Source organism: Protofrankia sp. CiP3 (assembly GCF_917627345.1).
GTDB lineage: Bacteria > Actinomycetota > Actinomycetes > Frankiales > Frankiaceae > Protofrankia.
The window spans coordinates 1-18,144 of record NZ_CAKJTM010000048.1; the positions used below are offsets into that span (position 1 = coordinate 1).

Consider the following 18,144-nt stretch of genomic DNA (forward strand, 5'->3'; position numbering starts at 1 on the left):
GGATGGTTGGTCGGCTGCGGGTGAGCAGTATGTGCCACAGGAGTGTGTGCCGGGGACGTGTGCGGATTCGTTGCCGTCGGGGGATGGGGCGTCTGGGCAGGGGACGGATGGTGGTTGTGGGTTGGCGGAGGGTTCGTTGCCGTTGGCGGCTACCTGTGTGCCGGACGAGCCCGATCCTGATCCTGCTGCCGCCGGTGGCAAGGGCCGTCCACCCGGCGGCGGGAAGCCGCCCGCTCCACCGACCTCCCCCGACTCACCCACCAACCCCAACGACGACGGCGACATTGATAAATATTCGGTCGATCAGCTATATGATGCAGCATCGGCCCCCTATGGAAAGGCTAGAGTTGATGCGGATGGAAAGATTATCCGCGGTCAGAGTAACGCTGGTCGCTCGCTTCAGAAACACGCAGATTCTTCTCGCGGGGCGGTGCATTCGAGCATCTTTCCGGGGCTCGCATCCGACGCGGAGCGTACAATGATGGGCAATAGGATGGTAATGGATCTACTCCGGAACCCGGAAGCAATTGAAAACATAGAACCTGCTTCTAATCACTATGGAGGAAGTTTGCGTGAATTTTGGGATCGAAGTGGATGGGGGGCGCGTTGGAGCATGCGAGGTGGAAGATTGACATTTGAAGGGTTTTTGGCGCGGTGACAGATGTTATGATCGGCGGTGATAGCTACCGAATTTCTTTATTTATTAGCATTCATGAAGAGGATGAGTATATTGAATGTCGAAATCTGGTGTCAGGGGTTCCGCGGGAGGTAGTGTGCGAAGTCCGTCTTACGGATACGGGGGCGAATTTCATGTTGCCGACATCGAGGGAGATTAACCTGGAGTTGCTGCGTGCTGTTCTTAAATATTTTGATGATCTGGACCGATGAACTGATTAGAAAAATAGGCCATAAGTAGCCGGAATGAAATAACCTGTTCATTTTGAGCCTTCTGTAGGCTTGTGACCTGTGAAGACGCTCCCGAGGATGAACTTGTTACTTCATTACAGATGGTGGGTTCAAAGGGTCATCGCGACGCTGAAGCGCCACGAGCTATGGCTGGGATGGTGCGGGGAACCGCACTGCGGTGGGCGGCACTGCGGCGACGTTCGATGAGCGGAACCGGCTGACCTCCGATGGGACCGCGACGTATACGTATTCGGCGCGGGGGACACGGTTGACCCGGACCGCTGGCGGGTCGACGGCGACGACGGCGACGACGGCGTTTGACGGGTTTGATGGCGGAATCAAGCGGTCAAGGCGACACATGCCTTTCCAGCAGATCGTTGAACACTTCTACCGGCTTGCGCCAGCCCAACGCCAGGTGTCATCCAGCCGCCGCGCCACGCCACAATCCCGAAACCCATCACCCCAGATTGATCAACTTAGTCTACGTGGCATGGGGCCAAGGGGCGACTGAGGAGATCTCGGCAGTCGGGCGTCGATTGTGATGCGGCGCAGGTCTGCCAGGGCTGGCGCGCCTGTTGCGCTGCTCGGGTCGCCACGGATGAATTTGTTCGGTTGAGGCGGACAGGCGGACGGTTTTGGTCTGCTGCCGGCGCCTACAAGGTCACAGCGGCCGGTAGGCATCTCGGCGGTGTTCGATCCGGAGGATGACGACTTCGCGTTTGTCTTCGTTGACGCGGTAGAGGACGCGGTAGGTGCCTCGTCGGGCTGACCAGATTCCGTCGAGATCGAAGCGCAGGGCCTTGTCGGCTCTGCGGAGGGCGGTGATCAAGGTGTCGGTTGTCTGGCGTCTGTCTTCCTGCCCGCCGTCGCTAGTGCTTGTGATCGTTTCGGCGAGGAGCTGGGACTGAATCGTTCCGGGTTCCTTGGATGCCGAGGCAATTCGACTACCACATCGGTGGGGTATAAGGCGGCGGAGAACCGTACCTTCGTAGGCAGTCATAGCCGCTGCCGGGCGCCGATGACGGTTTTATGACTGGTTGATCGTGAAGGTGCACCAGACGGATTTACCGTCGTCGGTGTTGCGCGCTCCCCAGCGATCCGCGATCAGTGAGACGAGGTGGACGCCGCGGCCGTGTTCGTCGTCCGCGGTCGCTCGCAGCCGCTGTGGCAAGGTGCTCGCGGCGTCGCGGACGTCGAGTATCAACTCGTGCCCGGCTGGCCGTAACCGCAGGTCCATGGGCGCTTCCCCGTACAGGACGGCGTTGGTGACGAGTTCACTGACGGCAAGAACGACGTCAGCGGCACGTTTGGGTGGGATCCGCCACGACGCCAGCGCCGCGGCGGCGGCCTGGCGGGCGTCCCGCACGCTCTGGACGCTGCCGCTGATCTCCATGTGCAGCATGGGCTGGCCGCCATTCACCGACGGTAATGGCGATGGCGACGCCTGGACGAGCAGCAGCGCGATGTCGTCGTCCTGGGCGCCGGGGAGCATCCGGTCGACGAGGCGATCTGGCAGCGCGTCCAGCGGGATGTCGCGGGAGCCGGCCAGGTGCTCGCGGAGTTTGTCGATGCCGGCGTCGATGTCACGGCCGCGCTGCTCGACCAGCCCGTCGGTGTAGAGAGCCAGCATGGCGCCTGGGGGGAGGGCGACCCGCTGTTCGGTGAATTCCGGCAGGTCGGCACCCAACGGTGGCCCCGATCCCGCGGTCAGCGGGCGAACGGTCCCTGCCGGGTCGACGAGCAGCGGGGGGAGATGCCCCGCGCTGGCGAAGGCCAGAGAGTGCTTGAGCGGGTCGTACACGGCGTAGACACAGGTCACGATCGAATCCTGGGTCAGGTCGCGGACGACGCCGTCGAGCAGCTCAAGCACGTCCGCTGGGGCCAGGTCGAGGCGGGCGTAGGCACGTACCGCCGCGCGCAGCTGTCCCATGACGGCCGCGGCACGCACGCCACGGCCCATCACGTCGCCGATCACGAGCGCGATCCGGCCGGCGCCGAGCTCGATCACGTCGTACCAGTCCCCGCCGACCTCGGTCTCGCCTTCGGCGCGGTAGTACACAGCGGTCCGCAGCGCGCCGTGGACGAAGGATGTCGCGGGGAGAAGGCTCCGCTGGAGTTCGGCGGCGATCCGGTGCTCGCGGGCAGCCGACTGTTCGATCACCGCCGCCGTCCGCACCGCTTCCTCGGCTCGTCGCCGTTCGGTGAGGTCCAGGCAGGAGCCGATGTAACCGGTGAATCGGCCCGCCAGGTCGAAGATGGGGCGGCCGACATCGAGTATCCACCGGTAACCGCCGTCCGCATGACGCAGCCGGTACTCCGTTTCAAACGGCTTCCGGTCGTTGAAGGCCTCGCGGTAGAGCGCGACGCAACGGTCGAGATCCGCCGGGTGTACGCCTTCGGCCCAGCCGTATCCCAGCTCCTGCTGAACCGTGCGGCCGGTGAACGAAAGCCAGGTGTTGTTGAAGTAGTCGCATCCGCCGTCGGTGCCGGACCGCCAGATCAGCAGCGGGAAATCGTCGAGAAGGTGCAGGTAGTGCGCGCTCACCTGCCGGGCCCGCTCCAGCTCCAGGTTCGCCCGCACCCGTGCTCGCAGTTCCGCGACCGAGAACGGTTTGGTCAGGTAGTCATCCGCCCCTGCCTCCAGCCCGGTGACCGCGGCGTCTTCCCCCGCGCGTGCCGACAGCACGACTATCGGCAGATGCGCCGTTGAAGCGTCCGCGCGGATGGCCGCGAGCAGCGCGAAGCCATCCACTCCCGGCATCATCATGTCGGTGAGTACCAGGTCTGGTGGCGTGTCCCGGATCTGCTGGAGCGCCGCCGTCCCGTTGGCGGCGGCCGTCACGTCATAGTCGCTGGACAACAGCGTGATGAGGTAGTCGCGCATGTCCGCGTTGTCGTCCACGACCAGCACCCGCGCCTGGCAGGTAGCGCTGGCCGGGCGCGGGTGCGCGGCAGCGGGGCGAGCGGACCGATCCTTTTCTTCCGCCGCACCCGTGTTGTCGCCGGTGCTGCTAGCGACGTCGACGACGCCGGGCTGCGGCCGGTTGGACCACCGCATCGCCTCGGCGAGGAGCCCATCGACAGACCCGGTGAGGGCAGCGGGGTGCGTGGGCGCCCGTTCAGCCGGTTCGGTGGGGATGACCCTGTCGGTGGGGAGGTGGGTATGACCGAACGGCAGCCGGACGGTGAAGGTGCTACCCGTTCCCAGCGCGCTCGAGACGGTCACCGTGCCGCCCTGCAGGGCAGTGAGTTCGGCGACCAGCGCGAGCCCGATGCCGGCTCCTTCGTGCGAGCGTCCGCCGGCATGCGGGACACGGCGGAACCGCTCGAACAGCCGGTCCTGCTCGGCCGGGTCAATGCCGATGCCGGTATCGGTGACCGTCAGTTCGGCCCAGCTGGCCGAGCCTTCACGCACCGCCGCTACCGAGACGGTGATGCCGCCGTGCAGAGTGAATTTGATGGCGTTTGACAGGAGGTTGATGACGATTTTGTCCCATTGGTCACGGTCGATCCATATCGGCTCGGGTAACGGCGGGCAGTCCATCGTCAGGGTGAGCCCGGCCCTCTCCGCCGCGGCTTGGAACATGCTCACCAGCTCCGCCGTGTGGCCCGCCAGATCAACGGGCTCATACTGGGGCTCCAGGCGGCCGGCCTCGATCCGGGCGAAGTCCAGCAGGTTGTTGACGAGCCGGAGCAGCCGTAGCGCATTGCGGCGGATCAGTTCGACCCGTTCGCGCTGTATGCCCGTGAGTGGGAACCTCTTGTCCACGAGGGCGTCCTGCGCCGGGCCCAGCAACAGCGTCAGCGGTGTGCGGAATTCATGGCTGATGTTGGCGAAGAAAGTCGTCTTCGCCGCGATGAGTTCATCCAGGGCAATCGCGCGATCGCGTTCTGCCGTGTATGCGGCCGCGTTCGACATCGAACTGGTGATCTGATCGGCGGCGAGGGTGAAGAAACTACGGTAGTCATCGTCCCACGGGCGCTGGGGGCTCACTCCCGCGACGAGAACTCCGCGCGCGCCGATAGCCTGTAACGGCACGATGAGCGCCTGGTGGGCGACACCGAGCCGTGACAAGGGTACTGTCAATCCGTCGATAAGGGCTGGTTCGTCCCTGTCGAACGCGGTACGTGCTTTGGTGGCCAATGCCGTACCAGCCGCCTTGATGTCGTCCGTGCCTGCTCCGGCTATGAGGCGGAGGGTGAGCTCGGGGCCGGGTTCAGCCCAGCCGCCAGCCGGAGCATCAGCCGGATGGGCCGGAACATCAGCCAGATAGAGCAGCGCGAACGGGACATCGGCCCAGGCCTCGCCGAGCACCGTTGCCGCCCGTTCCAGAACTTCCGGGGTGGTCCATGCCCCGTTCGTACCGGACGCCAGGGAGCGCAGTGTCCGCAGCCGACGCGCGCCGACCACCTGCGCGGTCGTCTCCGTACACGCGCTGAATATACCGCCGATTCGACCGGATTCGTCCCGCAGCGGGCTGTTGGAGAAGGTGAAATAGCATTCTTCCCGATATCCGTGCCGGTTCATGGGAAGCATTTCGTCCTGGTAGAGGGAAGCTCCCTCCCCAGCCAGCACCGCGGTCAACATGGGGCCTACCGCGTCCCATATCTCCGTCCACACAGCCTCGGCTGGACGGCCCATCGCGGCCGGATGTTTGGCACCGAGCATCGACAGGTAGGCATCGTTGTAAATCTTCACCAGCTGCGGTCCCCAGAAGATCACCATGGGGAACCGGGATGACAGGCAGATGCCGATGGCTGTCCGCAGGCTCGGTGGCCAGGCCCACGGGGAACCGATCGGTGTCGCGGCCCAGTCCAGGTCACGCATCAGCGCCCCGGTGGCACCGCCCGCATCGAACATCTGTGCCAATTCCGTCGGGAGCGCCGTCCCCGTCCGGGTAACGGCGGTCCGGCTGCGCTCGTGTTCCGTGCTTACCGAATACGGGTTGACGGGACCTGTACCGGTGGAACGCTCGACAATGATGTTCGGATCCTCCCGGATTACGCCTGACCGGCCAGACGCTCGGCTTCGGCGGTCACGGTCCACCTATGTTCCGGTGGCCGATCCCTGCTCTGACGGCACCATGACCCCCGCATCCGACCCGTGGCCGGGCCGGACCGCTTCAAGCCCTTCGGTAAAGACCGAGGAGATACCCGCGCGGCCCCGATAGAAACCCGTGGGAGCCGACCGAGGCGAGCTGTCGCCCGGCTCGTGACACCCAGGCGACAGCTCGCCTCGTCGCCGTGTGGGGTGACGCCCGTTACCGCCGATGCGTCCTTCCTCCGTTCCGCGATTCATCCACCTGTGTGTCACCTGATATACCACCTGAATATGCCGTTGCCGGGCTGAATATGCCATCCTCGGAGGTACTGGGCAATCATATCCGCGGGTGTGTGGCCGGTGGCCACCACGGGAACGGGCACCCGACGCCGAGCCGGGACCGTATCCGGAGCGTGAGCGGCCCGGCTGTGCGGTTCAGGTCGGGCAGCCCCGGCTGGTGTCGGTGGCCGTTTCGCCCCTGGCGCCGAGCGAGGCGATGAATTCCTTGGATACAACCGGATGCGAGAACATCGGAAAATCATTGGCGATGGCGTTGTCATGCTCTTCCTGGGAGGTCGCCGCGACGCAGTCGGTGAGCGTGAAGACGTTGAAACCCTTCTCGTACGCGGTCCGCATCGTGGACTCCACACAACAGTTGGTCAGGAAGCCCCCAAGCGCGACATTTCTGATTCCTCTGCTCCGCAGGATGAAGTCGAGGTTCGTACTCATGAACGTGTCCAGGCCGCGCTTGCCCTCGACGATGATGTCACCTGCGGCGGGCGTGAGGCCCGCGACGATCCGGGCGCCCCACGAGTCCTTGACGAAGGCGTTGCTCGCCACCACCCCGGCGAGGATGCCGTAGGGCTTCGGGCTAATCTCGCCATAGCCCTTGGCGAACGAGATCGGCGCATGGATGATCGTGGCACCTGTCTGCCGGGCCTGTTCGGCGGCGGCGACCGCGTTGTCGAGCATGCCGGTCCGTTTCATCACATCCGCCACCGCGCTGTGCAGCGCGCCGCCGTCGGTCGTGAAGTCGTTCTGGAACTCGATGAGAAGCACAGCGGTTTCGATCGGGTTCAGGCTCATCCCGTCTCCCATGGCGGCAGCGGATAATGTCTCTTATCTCACACTACCGTCTTGGCTGGCTGTTTCAGAGCGACTGGCAACAGGTGCCGCGGCGCGTGAGGAGCCGCGGCACCGCGGGGCTGGGGATACTGGTCAGGCAGTTGCCCCGGGGCATGGCCCCTGGGCGGCTACCGGATCTGGTACCGGCGGCACGCCCGCGCTGAGGACGCCCGCGACCACGCGTCGCAGCGCGTCGGAAAAACTGATCTGCTCCTGGGCGGTCAACGGTGCCAGGAGCTGCTGCTCGGCCAGGCGCAGGCGCGCGGTCACATCGCGGAGCCGGGCGAGGCCGGCCTCGGTCGGGCGAACTATGCGGGCCCGTCGGTCGGCTGGATCGGGGCAGCGTCTGACCAGTGTGCCGCGTTCGAGGTCGTCGACCAGGCGAACCATGACGGAGCGGTCGACACCGAGGCGGCGGGCGACCTCAAGCTGGTTGCGCTCGCACCCGCCGGCAGTGGCCGAGAGTACCTGGAACCCCCGTAGCCCGCCGGGAAACTCCCCGACCGCGGTCTGCGCCGCCAGCAGGAACCCGTGCAGAGCCTGGCCTAGCAGCCAGCCGAGGTCCTTGTGAAGCTCTTCCGGCAGTGTGACCGCAGGCTCCGTCGCTCCAGCCTGCGCATCTGCGTACTCCACTCGTCCGATCCTACTGTTCGCGGTCTGAGACGGTCTTCCTGTACGATGCGTGTCAACACAGATAATTATGTATTGCTATGGTTTGGCGGCGCATTTATCCGCCCTGACAAGGAGATCATGTGTCCACGCTTCTGCACATCGACTCAAGCGTGAGCCCGGGCTCGGCATCCCGGGCCGTCGCCGGCCAGTTCGCCGCTGCCTGGGCCGACAGCCACCCGGGTGGCACCATCATTCACCGTGATCTGTCTATCACTCCGCCTCCCCACCTCAGCTGGGATGCCGTGTCCGCTTCGATGACGCCGGACGAGGCGCGGACGGCGGAGCAGGCCGCGGCCTGGCAGGCCCGTGAGGAGCTCATCGGTGAGCTCGAGGCGGCCGACAACCTGGTCGTGTCCGTCCCGATGTACAACTGGTCGATCACATCGACCCTCAAGGCATGGATCGACGGCGTCATCGTGGTTGGGCGCACAGTCAGCATGACGGGCGGCCCCGGTACCCTCACCGGCAAGCCTGTCACGGTCATCACCGCCCGCGGCGGAGCGTACGGGCCGGGCACTCCCCAGGAGGGCAAGGACTACCAGGAGCCCTACCTCCGGCATATTTTCGGGGCGCTCGGTGCGACCGACATCAGCTTCATCCACGTGGAACTGACGAGAGCGGCGGTCAACCCGGCCATGGCTGACCTCGTCCCGCTCGCCACGCAGTCACGGGAAGCCGCCGAAAAGGCCGCGCTGGCCCGCGCGGCAGCCTGACCGGTCTGCGCTGGCGACCCCGCGAGAGATGCCACCGGCCCCGGCCGGTGCGCTGGGGGGTGGGAGCTCGGCTGGGATCGTGCGTGTGCCGGTAGCCCCGCGGCCGGGTCACTGAGCCGCTGGGCAACGGGACTACCGGCGCAACGGCAGCGCCTTGCCCGGGTTGAGAATCCCGCTCGGATCGAGCGCGTGTTTCACGCTGTCGTGCAGTGACTGGGCGACGAGGTCCAGCTCGTCGGCGAGGACATGGCGTTTGATCAGACCGACGCCGTGTTCGCCGGTGACCGTCCCATCGGCTCGCAGCGCCAGCCGGAGCAGGTCGTCGAACGCCGCGAACGCACGGTGGGCGGCATCGGGATCGTCGTGCGGGTACACGATCGTCGGGTGGAGGTTTCCGTCCCCGGCATGGCCGAACGTACCGATGACGACCTCGCGGGCAGCGGCGATCCGTTCGATACCGCTGATCGTCTTGGTGAGGCGCGAGCGTGGCACCGCGATGTCGTCGAGCAGCCAGGCGCCTAGCCGCTCGAGCGCGGGGAAGGCGAGCCGACGAGCGGCGAGCAACGCGTCGGCCTGCTCGGCGTCCTGCGAACGGTAGCTTTCAGTGGCACCAGCGGCATCGTAGGCGCTGAGGATGGCGTCGGCTTCGCGCTCACCGGCATGACCCGGCAAGTCGCTCTGCGCGATGAGCAGCGCAGCCGCCGAGGTGTCCAGCCCCATCGGCTGGAAGCGTTCGACTGCTGCCAACGTCGTCGCGTCCATAAGCTCCAGCAGCGATGGCGTGGTCGTCAGCATGATGGCCTCGACCGCTCGGCCGGCGCTGACGAGGTCGGGGAACAGTGCGACGGCGGTGGTCGGCGGTGGTGGTAGTGGACGCAGCCGCAGCCTGGCCTGGGTGACGACGCCGAGCGTGCCCTCGCTGCCGACGAACAGCCCGACCAGATCGTAGCCGGCCACCCCCTTGATGCCGCGACGCCCGATGCTGGTGACGCGCCCGTCAGCCAGTACGACTTCGAGGCCGAGCACGGCGTCGCGGGTGGCGCCGTACTTCACGCAACACAGGCCACCGGCGTTCGTGGCGATATTGCCGCCGATCGTGCACCACTCCCGTGAAGCCGGGTCGGGCGCGTACAGCAGACCATGCGTGCTGGCTTCGTCGCGGAGCCGTTGGTTGATCACTCCGGGTTCGGCGACCGCGTATCCGTCGGCGGGGCGCATCTCGCGGATCCTGTCCATGCGGTCGAGACACAAGACGATGCAGCCGTCGGTCGCGTTGGCTCCGCCGGAAAGCCCGGAGCCGGCGCCACGGGGGACCACCGGTACCTGGCGGGAGTGCGCGATCCGCATGACCGCCTGGACCTGTTCGGTGGTACGCGGGAAGACTGCGACAGCCGGCTGCCCGGCGTCCGCCCCGGTCGCCTGATCATGACGATAGGAGACGAGAAGATCCGGATCGGTGATTGCCGTACCTTCGGGCAGCACCGCTTCAAGTGCCCTGGCCGTCGCGTCCTCGTTGGTTCGCATGCGTGCCATCCGCTGGCAGTATGCCAGCCGCCGGCAGCGGAGCCCGTGCCGGCCCCGTTGGGGCTTGTCCCGCGAACGGTCCCGTTCCGGTTGTGGCGCCGTTCCGGTTTGTTGTGTTGTTCCGGTTGTGGCGCCGCTCCGCGCTGCCCGAGGAGCGGGGCGGCGCGCCGATTACCCCGTTCCGGGTTGTTGCGTTACGTCTCACTACACTGAGCCATACATCGAGGCAGGAGGGCTGGCATGAAGTTCGAACTACTGAAGGCCCATGGCTCAAGCAACGACATACTCATCGTGGACGGCCGGCCCGACGAGCTTTTCGCGACGGTTGCCGAACTCGTCGGATTTGTTCGGCTCGTCTGTGACCGGCGGGGTCCGCTGGGGAGCGACGGGATCTATTTCGTGGACGATGCACGGAAAGTACCCGAAGCATTCTTTTTCAATCCGGACGGAACGCCGGCCAAGTTGTGCGGTAACGGCCTGCGGTGTGTCGGCAGGCTCGTCCTCGAACGCCGAGGGGCCGAGGGGCAGGACATCTTGACGGGCGGCGGCCGGTTCCGGGCCGAACGGATCGCGGCGCTGGCTCCCGGTGTTCCGGCCGTGGCCATCGAGCTGCCGCCGGTGACGTTTCGCGCGGCTGACGTCCCGATCGTGAGCCGGACCGCTGAGCACGTCGACACGGCGCTCCCGGCGTTGCACCCATCCCTGCGATTCACCGGTGTCGCCGTGCCGAACTCGCATCTCGTCGCGATTGTCGATGAGTATGACGAGGGTGAGCTGGTGGCCGTGGGCGGCGTGGCGGCGCAACTACCGGAGATTCTCCCGGCCGGTGCCAACGTGTCGTTCGTGCGCCGGCTCCCGGCGCCGCGGGAGATCTTCGTCCGTACCTTTGAGCGGGGGGCCGGGCTGACTCCTTCATGTGGCTCCGGGGTGGTGGCGTCGCGCCTGGTGTATTCCAGGCTTGGGCACGCCGCCGCGGACGAAGCGGTCGTGGTCCGTAACCTGGGTGGCAGCGCGAGATGTCTGGTCACGCCATCCCCGGATGGTTCTCGGATTCCGCGGCTGGAGGGCAACGCGACCTTTGTCTACCGTGCGGTCGTCGACGTGGAGCGGCTACGCCGTGGCGATCACGGAGAGCTCGACGTTGAGCTGCTGACCGACGAGATCGCAGCCTACGAGCTGTTTTACGAGGACAATCTGAGAGTGATTCGCGATGGCGGCGTTCCCGTTTGAGAGCCTGTCGCTGATTCATCGCCGATCGTGTTTGTGGCGCGATGAGCCCACGCCAACAGGAGGCCAGCGAGGATCTCAGCTGATCTCGGCGACGCCCGCCGCGGGGCCCGCGGCCATCGCGTGCTTTTTCTCGTCAGGCGTTTTCCACGGCTCCCGAGGCAGAATCACGCGATGGCCGTCATGTGTCCTGAAATGCCATGTTTCCTGAAACGCGGCCATCCTATATCACAAAGAATTATTCTTATGATATAAGATGCTGAGATCAGGAGGCGTGAACCAGCCGCGTCAAGCGATGCGATCGGCGGGACCGGACTTGATGGCCTCCACGAGTTGCCCCAGTTTCTCCTCGGGCAGGTTCTTCGCCAGGTCGGCTTCGCTGATCATGCCTATCAGCTGGTTGTTCTCGATCACGGGAAGACGCTTGACCCGATGCTCCATCATCCGGCGCATGACCTCGTCAAGGTCTGCCTCCGCGTCGATATAAAACGGTCGGCCCTGCCCCAGGTCCCGGGCCCGTGTTGATGTGGGGTCCTTTCCCTCGGCAAGACATCTGATCACGATGTCGCGGTCGGTGATGATTCCATGGAGTTTGTTGTCCTCGCCGCAGATCGGCAGCGAACCCACGCCGAGGTCCCGCATCTTGCGGGCGGCATCCACGAGAGTCTCGGTTTCGCCGATGCATTCGGCATCCCGATGCATGATCTGATGTGCGGTGGTCATGCGGATCCCCTCTCCTGCTGATCAGACCTGCCGGCCCGGAACGATCGATCGCATGCGCTGTGTCGCCGACCACCTCGAGCGCTCCGGGCTGTTCGGGGCCGTGACCACGCGAGCCGGGCAGCTGGTTTTCGGGACACACACCCCCGGGTGCCTACCCCGCATCCGCAGCCGCATGCCGCGGACGAACAGGCCTTCTCGGCTGGGATGCCTTCACCGTCGGCGGTCCACCCGGTCACGTGGGCACTCCGTGACTGCCCCGGCCCGACTATGGTGGCGACGCGGGTTGTGGTGAACGGCATGACATGCGCGCGGCACCACGGACATGAGGGGCCTCATGGTATAGAACGGGTGAAACGACATAAGTGCCTTGAACCGGGTGTGGAATCAGGATGCGTGAAGATCCCGGCCGCCTTGGGCGTGCCCGCAGTACCGCGCTGATCGCGATCGCTGCCCGGATCATGGCGAACAGGGGTTGTGGTGATCACAACAGCCCTGTCTGCTGGTGATGAGACGCTCTGGAGCACCGGGCGGCGTACCGGCGGGCTGGCGACCCCCTCCGTCGCCAGCCCGCCGGTTTCCGGCTATTTCTTCTCCCCCCAGTGCCACCCCCACCTCGGCCCCCCAGCCGAGGTGCGCCCGCGGCATCCGGTCGTGCTCTGCCGGTGGGCGCAAAACAGATGTTGCCGTGCCCGCGTCCGCCCGAACAGAGCGCCCCCGCACCGGAGCAGGGGTGCTCCCCCGTGGAAGGCAGCCTGCTCAGGCTGCTCAGCCTTCTTGACCTGCGGATTCACGCGGAGATCGTGACCTGTAGATGACAGCCGGCGGGTCTGTTCACAGTTAGGCTCATCGGGTGGTTGGGATGAGAGGGGCGACGGGAGCGCATGGTCGCAAGAGGGGTACCGGATGCGGCACCGCTGGTCGTCGTCGCAAGGATCACTGCCAGTGGGCGGCGGTGGGCGCTCGGGGCTGGGCGGCGATTGACGTTCGGCCGCGCCGGCTGCGACATTCCCTTCGGGGCTGATCCGCAGGATCTCCTGGTGTCCCGCCGTGCTGGAACGCTGGCCGAAAGTGAAGGCGCGATCGTCATCAGCAACACCGGCCGTCATCCGCTCCTGGTGTTGACCGCGGACGGGGACACGCATCGCATCCTGTCCCCGGCGACGGCGGTCTCAGCGGGTCTCGCCGAGTTCCAGATCGTCGCGGTCGGCACGGATGGTGAGCGGCACGGGATCGGTGTGGTGCACTACCGCCGCCAGCCGGTAGCCCGCGAGCAGGACACAGTGCAGCTTATTGTTCGGTTGACCCAGACTGAACGTCTGTTGTTGGTAGCGCTGTGTGAACCACGGTTACGCACGGGTGATAACCATGCGCCGTTCGCCACATACCGGGAGATCGCCCGTCGGGTCAACCGCGACGACAACTACGTCCGCTCGCGGCTCGCCACCGTCCGCAGCAACCTCTCCGGACAGGGGGTCCCGGGGCTGCTTCGCGATGAGCCTGGCCCGGCCGCACGGCGGCTGCCGGACTACATCGTCCGCCTCGGCGAATGGGTGCTGGCCGCTGGCCTCGTCACCGTGGTCGACCTCGAGCTGTTGGCCTGAACCGCTGGACGATGCTTCCCGGGCGCGCCTCCAGCGCTCGTGCGATCGAGGCTGTCGCGACACTCCGATTACTTAGAGTAGCTATATCGATGCGGATGGTATCTGTAAGGTGCCTGTCAGGAGGGTGGCCAACGGAGAGGGGTAACTGCTTTGTCCACCACGGTCCGCGGCCAGGCGAACTTCGCGCCGATGCGGCTCATGCCGGCTGGCGGCGCCCTGGTCGTGTTTGCGCCGAAGATGCCGAAGGTGATGGGTAGCGCGTGGCCTACGCGGAACTACCGCTTCTGCCGGGCGCGAGACCTGGTGTGACCGGGCGGTCCGAGGAGTCTCCTCGGACCGTCAGCACGGGGGCATTCCGCGCCGCCGCGGGGTGCCCCCGTGCCGCGCAATCGGCTGGCAGTCCCTGGGCTGAAGATCCAGAAATAAGAACGCCCGGCACGAGGGGCGCGGATCAAGGAGCGGGGCTGGGGTGCGTGCGTCGCAAGGCGGCGCAGAGAGTCACCGGGAGTCACCTTGGTCCTTGGGGTGGCGACCGGCGAGCCGGGTACCCATGCATCGCGCGGCGATGGATGGGGGAGCGATGCGGCGAGGTGCGTGCCCCAGCCCCGCGGCGCCGCGTCCCCTATGGCCGGTCGCACTGGGTTTTCAGGTGCGATTGCCGCTTTCAGGCGTGGTTGTCGGCTCGCCAGGTCGGTGGCAGGCGGGTGGAGACGGTTGCCTGATCTGCGACGCCGTCTTCGTCCGCCGGGGTGATGACTTCGGCGGGCACTGGCCTGTTGCGGATCTCCTCGATTTCCTCGGGTGCCTCTACCGATACGCTTGGCAGCAGATGATCAAGCCAGCGGGGCAGCCACCAGTTTGCCGGCCCGAACAGGTGCATGAGTGCCGGCACCAGCAGGGCGCGGACGACGAAGGCGTCGATCAGGACGGCGACCGCGAGTCCCAGGCCGAACAGTTTGATCACTCGGTCGTCCGCGAGCGTGAAGGAGGCGAAGACCAAGGTCATGATTGCGCCCGCGGCCGTGATCACCCGGCCGGTTTCGGCCTGGCCGAGTGAGACCGCGATCCGGTTGTCCCGGCGGACCAGCCACTCCTCGTGCATCCGGCTCACCAGGAAGACCTCGTAGTCCATGGACAGGCCGAAGAGAATCGCGAACAGCATCACCGGCAGGAACGGTTCTATCGGACCGCCCTTGACGCCGACAATGCCCGCCAGCCATCCCCACTGGAAGATCGCGACAATCACGCCGAACGCCGAACCGACGGCCAGCAGGTTCATCACGGATGCGGTGAGCGGGACGATGACACTGCGGAACACCGCTACGAGCAGACTGAACGCCAGCGCCACGACCACGCCGATGAAAAGCGGGAGCTTGCTCGTCAGGACGTCGGAGAAATCCTGGTAGGTCGCGGTCGCGCCACCCACCTTGACGTCCAGAGCGCTGCCCGCGGTCACCCGCGGGATGATCGTGTTGCGCAGGCGCTTGAGCAGGGCCGCCGTCCGCGCGTCCTGCGGGCTGGTCGTTGGGAACAGCGCCACTGTCGAGGCCTGTCCGTTCGGGCTGGACCGCGGTGGCGTGACGAACGCGACCCCGGGCTCGGCGCGCAGCGCGGTCACCACCGTGTCGAGAGTCTCCGTGTCAGCGGGGGAACGGATCGCGGCGACCAGGGTGAACGGGCCGTTGAAACCGGGCCCGAACCCACTGACAAGAAGATCATATGCGCGCCGGGAAGTCCTTGACGGCGAGCCGTTGCCCTCGTCCCCGCTACCGAGCCGCAGGGCGAAGAAGGGCAGCGCGGTAATCAGGATCAGGGTGGCGGACACCGCCGCGTACATAGCCGGCCGCCGTTCGATCCGACGCGCCGAGCGCCACCAGAATCCGGACGGGCGCGCGGGTTCCGGGCCTTTGTGGGTGAGCTTGACGCGCTCGGCCCGCCCGAGCACCTTCATGCCGTAGAAGCTGAGAAGCGCTGGCAGCAGGGTCACCGCGGTCGCCATGGTCAACGACACGGTGAGGGCCGCGGAGACCGCGACGCCGTAGAGGAACGTCACGCCGAGGGCGTACATACCGAGCAGGGCGATACACACGGTGAGCCCCGCGAACAGGACGGCCCGCCCGGATGTGTTGATGGCCGTGACGGCTGCTTCCTCCGGCGTCTTGCCCGCTCGCAGGCCGATCCGGTGCCGGTTGACGATGAACAGAGCGTAGTCGATACCCACGCCCAGGCCGATGAGGGTTGCCAGCGTCGGTCCGAACTGGGCGATGGACATCACATGTGACACCAGACCGATGCAGGCCATCCCGACGCCGAGGGCGATGACTGCGGCTACCAGGGGCAGCGTCATCGCCAGCAGGGTCCCGAAGGCGATGAACAGGATGATCGCGGCAGCTACGACACCGAGGAGCTCGCTCGTGTTCTGCTGGGGCTGCTCCACAATGGACACCGCGCTGCCGGACAGCTCCACCTGGAGTGCCCCGCCATCGGCCTCGCGGGCGGTGTCTATGATCGCTTTGAGGTCGTCGCGGGGGATGTCAACCGCCTGATCATCCAGCGCGACCGTGGCGAATGCCGTTGTTCCGCTCCTGGTGAACTGCTCCGCGCCCCGCGGCTCGAACGGGCTCGTCACGTCGACGACGTGCGGGAGGCTGGCGACCCGCTGGAGCATCACGGTGGCGTCCGCCTCGAGCACGGGGTTGTAGAGGGTGCCGGAGCGGGCGTGCAGCACGATGCTGGCGGTCTCTCCGGATGCTGCGGGGAACTCGTGTTTGAGCAGGTCGATAGCCTGCTGTGACTCGGTTCCGGGGAGCGAGAAGTTGTTCTTGTAGTCGGTGCCGACAGCGTAGGCGGCCCCGCCGAAGCCGAGCAGGGCGGCGAACCACAACAGTAGGACGATCCAGCGGTGACGGAAGCACCAACGCGCGAGCGATGCCACGGGTTTCCCCCCGGTCTGGGCCGATGGACGGGTCAGGGTGATCGGCCGATCGGGGTAGTTTACCGATCGGTCAGTAAATATGGGTCTGCTTGGCGAGGGTATAGGTTCTTCGCTACCGACCTCCCGGTGAGAGGGGTGTGGGGCGACGATGTCCGGCCGCGTACCGCGCGCTAGCGCGGGGGACACGCGCGACCGGATTCTCGCTGTCGCTGTGCAGCTCTTCAATGAACAGGGTTACGCGGGGACATCAATTCGTGACATTGCGGAGCGGCTTGGTATGACGAAAGCCGCTCTCTACTACCACTTCGCGTCCAAGGACATGATTCTGGATGCAGTGGTCCAGCCGTTCGTAGAGGCGTTCGGTCATGTGAGGGATCTCTCGCGCGTTGATCCACCGGCTTCGGCTCGGGCGATCATCGAGGGTCTGGTCGAGGCAATGGCCGGGCCGGGCGCTGTGCTGTTCGCCTTCGTCAACGATCCGTCAGTGATCCATCGACAGATCGGCAAGGGTGACATTGCATCTCATCAGGATGCGATTGTCGCCGCTCTTGCTGGGCCCGATCCCACTGAGTTACGGATTCTGCGGGCGCGTTGCGCCGTGGGGTGCGTGCAGGCCGGTATCCTCGGGACCGCGCTGGCACGACGGGCGCTGGCCCGTGCCGCGTCCGCTCCCAGCAATGGGAGCAGCCTGGGTGCGGCCGGTGCGGTGGCGGCCGGTGATAAAGTTGACCAGCCGTTGGTTCCTGACGATGTTCGGCAGGAGGTCGTCGAGGCCGCCCTCGCGGCTCTCGGATGCTGAGTTTTCAGGGATGGCTGATGGCGATCGTGGTGTAACGGGGCGCCCCGCGAAATCGGCCGGTAAGGGGGACCTTGTGCTGCCGGCGGAGTAGCGTCCGAATGGTGTTCTGGTCACGTCAGCTGCTTCTGCTGGTCGCTTTACCGCTTGCCGGAGCCGCTGTCTGCCTGGCCGCGACGGAAGGTTCCGGCGCGCGCGACGGGCCGACGGTGACCACGAAGGTGCGGGTTGGCACAGTTACCCTTGTCGCGGAGATCGCGAACACGCCGGCGGCGCGGGCGCGGGGGCTTATGGGCCGTACGTCGCTTCCGGCCGGAACGGGGATGCTCTTCATCTTCAACGGTGAGTCCTCGGCGGGTTTTTACATGTACCGAACGCTGTTGCCGCTGTCCGTTGTCTTTGCCAGGTACGGGCGGGTTGTCACGGTTCGTGAGATGACGCCGTGTTCCGAGACCGACTCACAACGTTGCGAGATCTATCGGGCCGACTCGGTCTACACAGAGGTTGTCGAAGCGCCTGGGGGTACCTTTAGAAACGCTGGCACACGTCCAGGTGACATGATCGAGTTCGGCTAGCCACATCAAGGGCGGCAGTGTGTCGGTGATGCAAAATCGGCGTTCCGATGTGAGAAGAGCTACAAGTCGGCAATCCTATTTTGGGGGAATGTCGATGGGATGCCATGTAGTGCTTGCAGTGTGGATCCGTCGTTGACGTGACGGGTCCGACAGGGCTTTCGGCGTGGTGTCGCCCAGCCGACGATGGACGTTCCGGCCGTGGGGCGATGAAATAGGGCTAGGCCGAACGTGGCCGACCGTTTGTCGCCAGCGCTGTCGACACCCAGGTTCCGAAGGCCTGACCGCGACCGTCTCCCATCCCGGGAG

General features: G+C 65.8%; 12 protein-coding genes. 5 read left to right on the forward strand and 7 right to left on the reverse strand.

Annotated elements, in window-relative coordinates; genetic code table 11:
• Positions 1 to 1,567: 1,567 nt before the first annotated feature.
• The 4 genes from MJ797_RS16280 to MJ797_RS16295 form a co-directional block, all read right to left on the reverse strand.
• Positions 1,568 to 1,906, reverse strand: coding sequence for a type II toxin-antitoxin system RelE/ParE family toxin (locus MJ797_RS16280; RefSeq protein WP_239335724.1), 339 nt, complete (start codon positions 1,904 to 1,906; stop codon positions 1,568 to 1,570).
• Between the two features lie 27 nt (positions 1,907 to 1,933).
• Positions 1,934 to 5,767, reverse strand: coding sequence for a SpoIIE family protein phosphatase (locus tag MJ797_RS16285; protein ID WP_239335726.1), 3,834 nt, complete (start codon positions 5,765 to 5,767; stop codon positions 1,934 to 1,936).
• Positions 5,768 to 6,382: 615 nt separating this feature from the next.
• Complete coding sequence (locus tag MJ797_RS16290) at positions 6,383 to 7,045, reverse strand: cysteine hydrolase family protein (RefSeq protein WP_374582378.1); 663 nt, start codon at positions 7,043 to 7,045, stop codon at positions 6,383 to 6,385.
• Positions 7,046 to 7,165: 120 nt separating this feature from the next.
• Positions 7,166 to 7,705: a MarR family winged helix-turn-helix transcriptional regulator gene (locus tag MJ797_RS16295; RefSeq protein ID WP_239311918.1), complete on the reverse strand. Its 540-nt coding sequence runs from the start codon at positions 7,703 to 7,705 to the stop codon at positions 7,166 to 7,168.
• Positions 7,706 to 7,824: 119 nt separating this feature from the next.
• Here MJ797_RS16295 and MJ797_RS16300 point away from each other — a divergent pair, with 119 nt between their 5' ends.
• A complete protein-coding gene (locus tag MJ797_RS16300; protein ID WP_239335729.1) occupies positions 7,825 to 8,457 on the forward strand; it encodes an FMN-dependent NADH-azoreductase in 633 nt (210 codons plus the stop codon).
• 132 nt (positions 8,458 to 8,589) lie between these two features.
• On the opposite strand, the gene MJ797_RS16305 is transcribed toward MJ797_RS16300, so the two are convergent.
• Positions 8,590 to 9,981 carry an FAD-binding oxidoreductase gene (locus MJ797_RS16305; RefSeq protein WP_239335732.1) on the reverse strand — a complete coding sequence of 464 codons (1,392 nt, stop codon included), beginning with the start codon at positions 9,979 to 9,981 and terminating at the stop codon, positions 8,590 to 8,592.
• 240 nt (positions 9,982 to 10,221) lie between these two features.
• Between MJ797_RS16305 and dapF the strand changes: the two genes are divergently transcribed.
• Positions 10,222 to 11,211, forward strand: a complete 990-nt coding sequence (gene dapF / locus MJ797_RS16310; RefSeq protein ID WP_239335734.1) for a diaminopimelate epimerase — start codon at positions 10,222 to 10,224, stop codon at positions 11,209 to 11,211.
• Between the two features lie 285 nt (positions 11,212 to 11,496).
• On the opposite strand, the gene MJ797_RS16315 is transcribed toward dapF, so the two are convergent.
• Positions 11,497 to 11,931 carry a CBS domain-containing protein gene (locus MJ797_RS16315; protein ID WP_239313717.1) on the reverse strand — a complete coding sequence of 145 codons (435 nt, stop codon included), beginning with the start codon at positions 11,929 to 11,931 and terminating at the stop codon, positions 11,497 to 11,499.
• An 881-nt stretch (positions 11,932 to 12,812) separates the two neighbouring features.
• On the opposite strand from MJ797_RS16315, the gene MJ797_RS16320 reads away from it, so the two are divergent.
• Positions 12,813 to 13,532 (forward strand): hypothetical protein, encoded by a 720-nt coding sequence (locus tag MJ797_RS16320; protein ID WP_239313715.1) that lies wholly within the window; start codon positions 12,813 to 12,815, stop codon positions 13,530 to 13,532.
• Between the two features lie 664 nt (positions 13,533 to 14,196).
• Here MJ797_RS16320 and MJ797_RS16325 read toward each other — a convergent pair.
• Complete coding sequence (locus MJ797_RS16325; RefSeq protein ID WP_239335736.1) at positions 14,197 to 16,467, reverse strand: MMPL family transporter; 2,271 nt, start codon at positions 16,465 to 16,467, stop codon at positions 14,197 to 14,199.
• A 148-nt stretch (positions 16,468 to 16,615) separates the two neighbouring features.
• Between MJ797_RS16325 and MJ797_RS16335 the strand changes: the two genes are divergently transcribed.
• Together MJ797_RS16335 and MJ797_RS16340 are read left to right on the forward strand one after the other, a co-directional pair.
• Positions 16,616 to 17,266 (forward strand): TetR/AcrR family transcriptional regulator, encoded by a 651-nt coding sequence (locus MJ797_RS16335; protein WP_255739064.1) that lies wholly within the window; start codon positions 16,616 to 16,618, stop codon positions 17,264 to 17,266.
• 98 nt (positions 17,267 to 17,364) lie between these two features.
• Entirely contained in the window at positions 17,365 to 17,838 is a 474-nt protein-coding gene (locus tag MJ797_RS16340; protein WP_239335738.1) for a DUF192 domain-containing protein, read from the forward strand.
• The last annotated feature ends 306 nt before the right edge of the window (positions 17,839 to 18,144 follow it).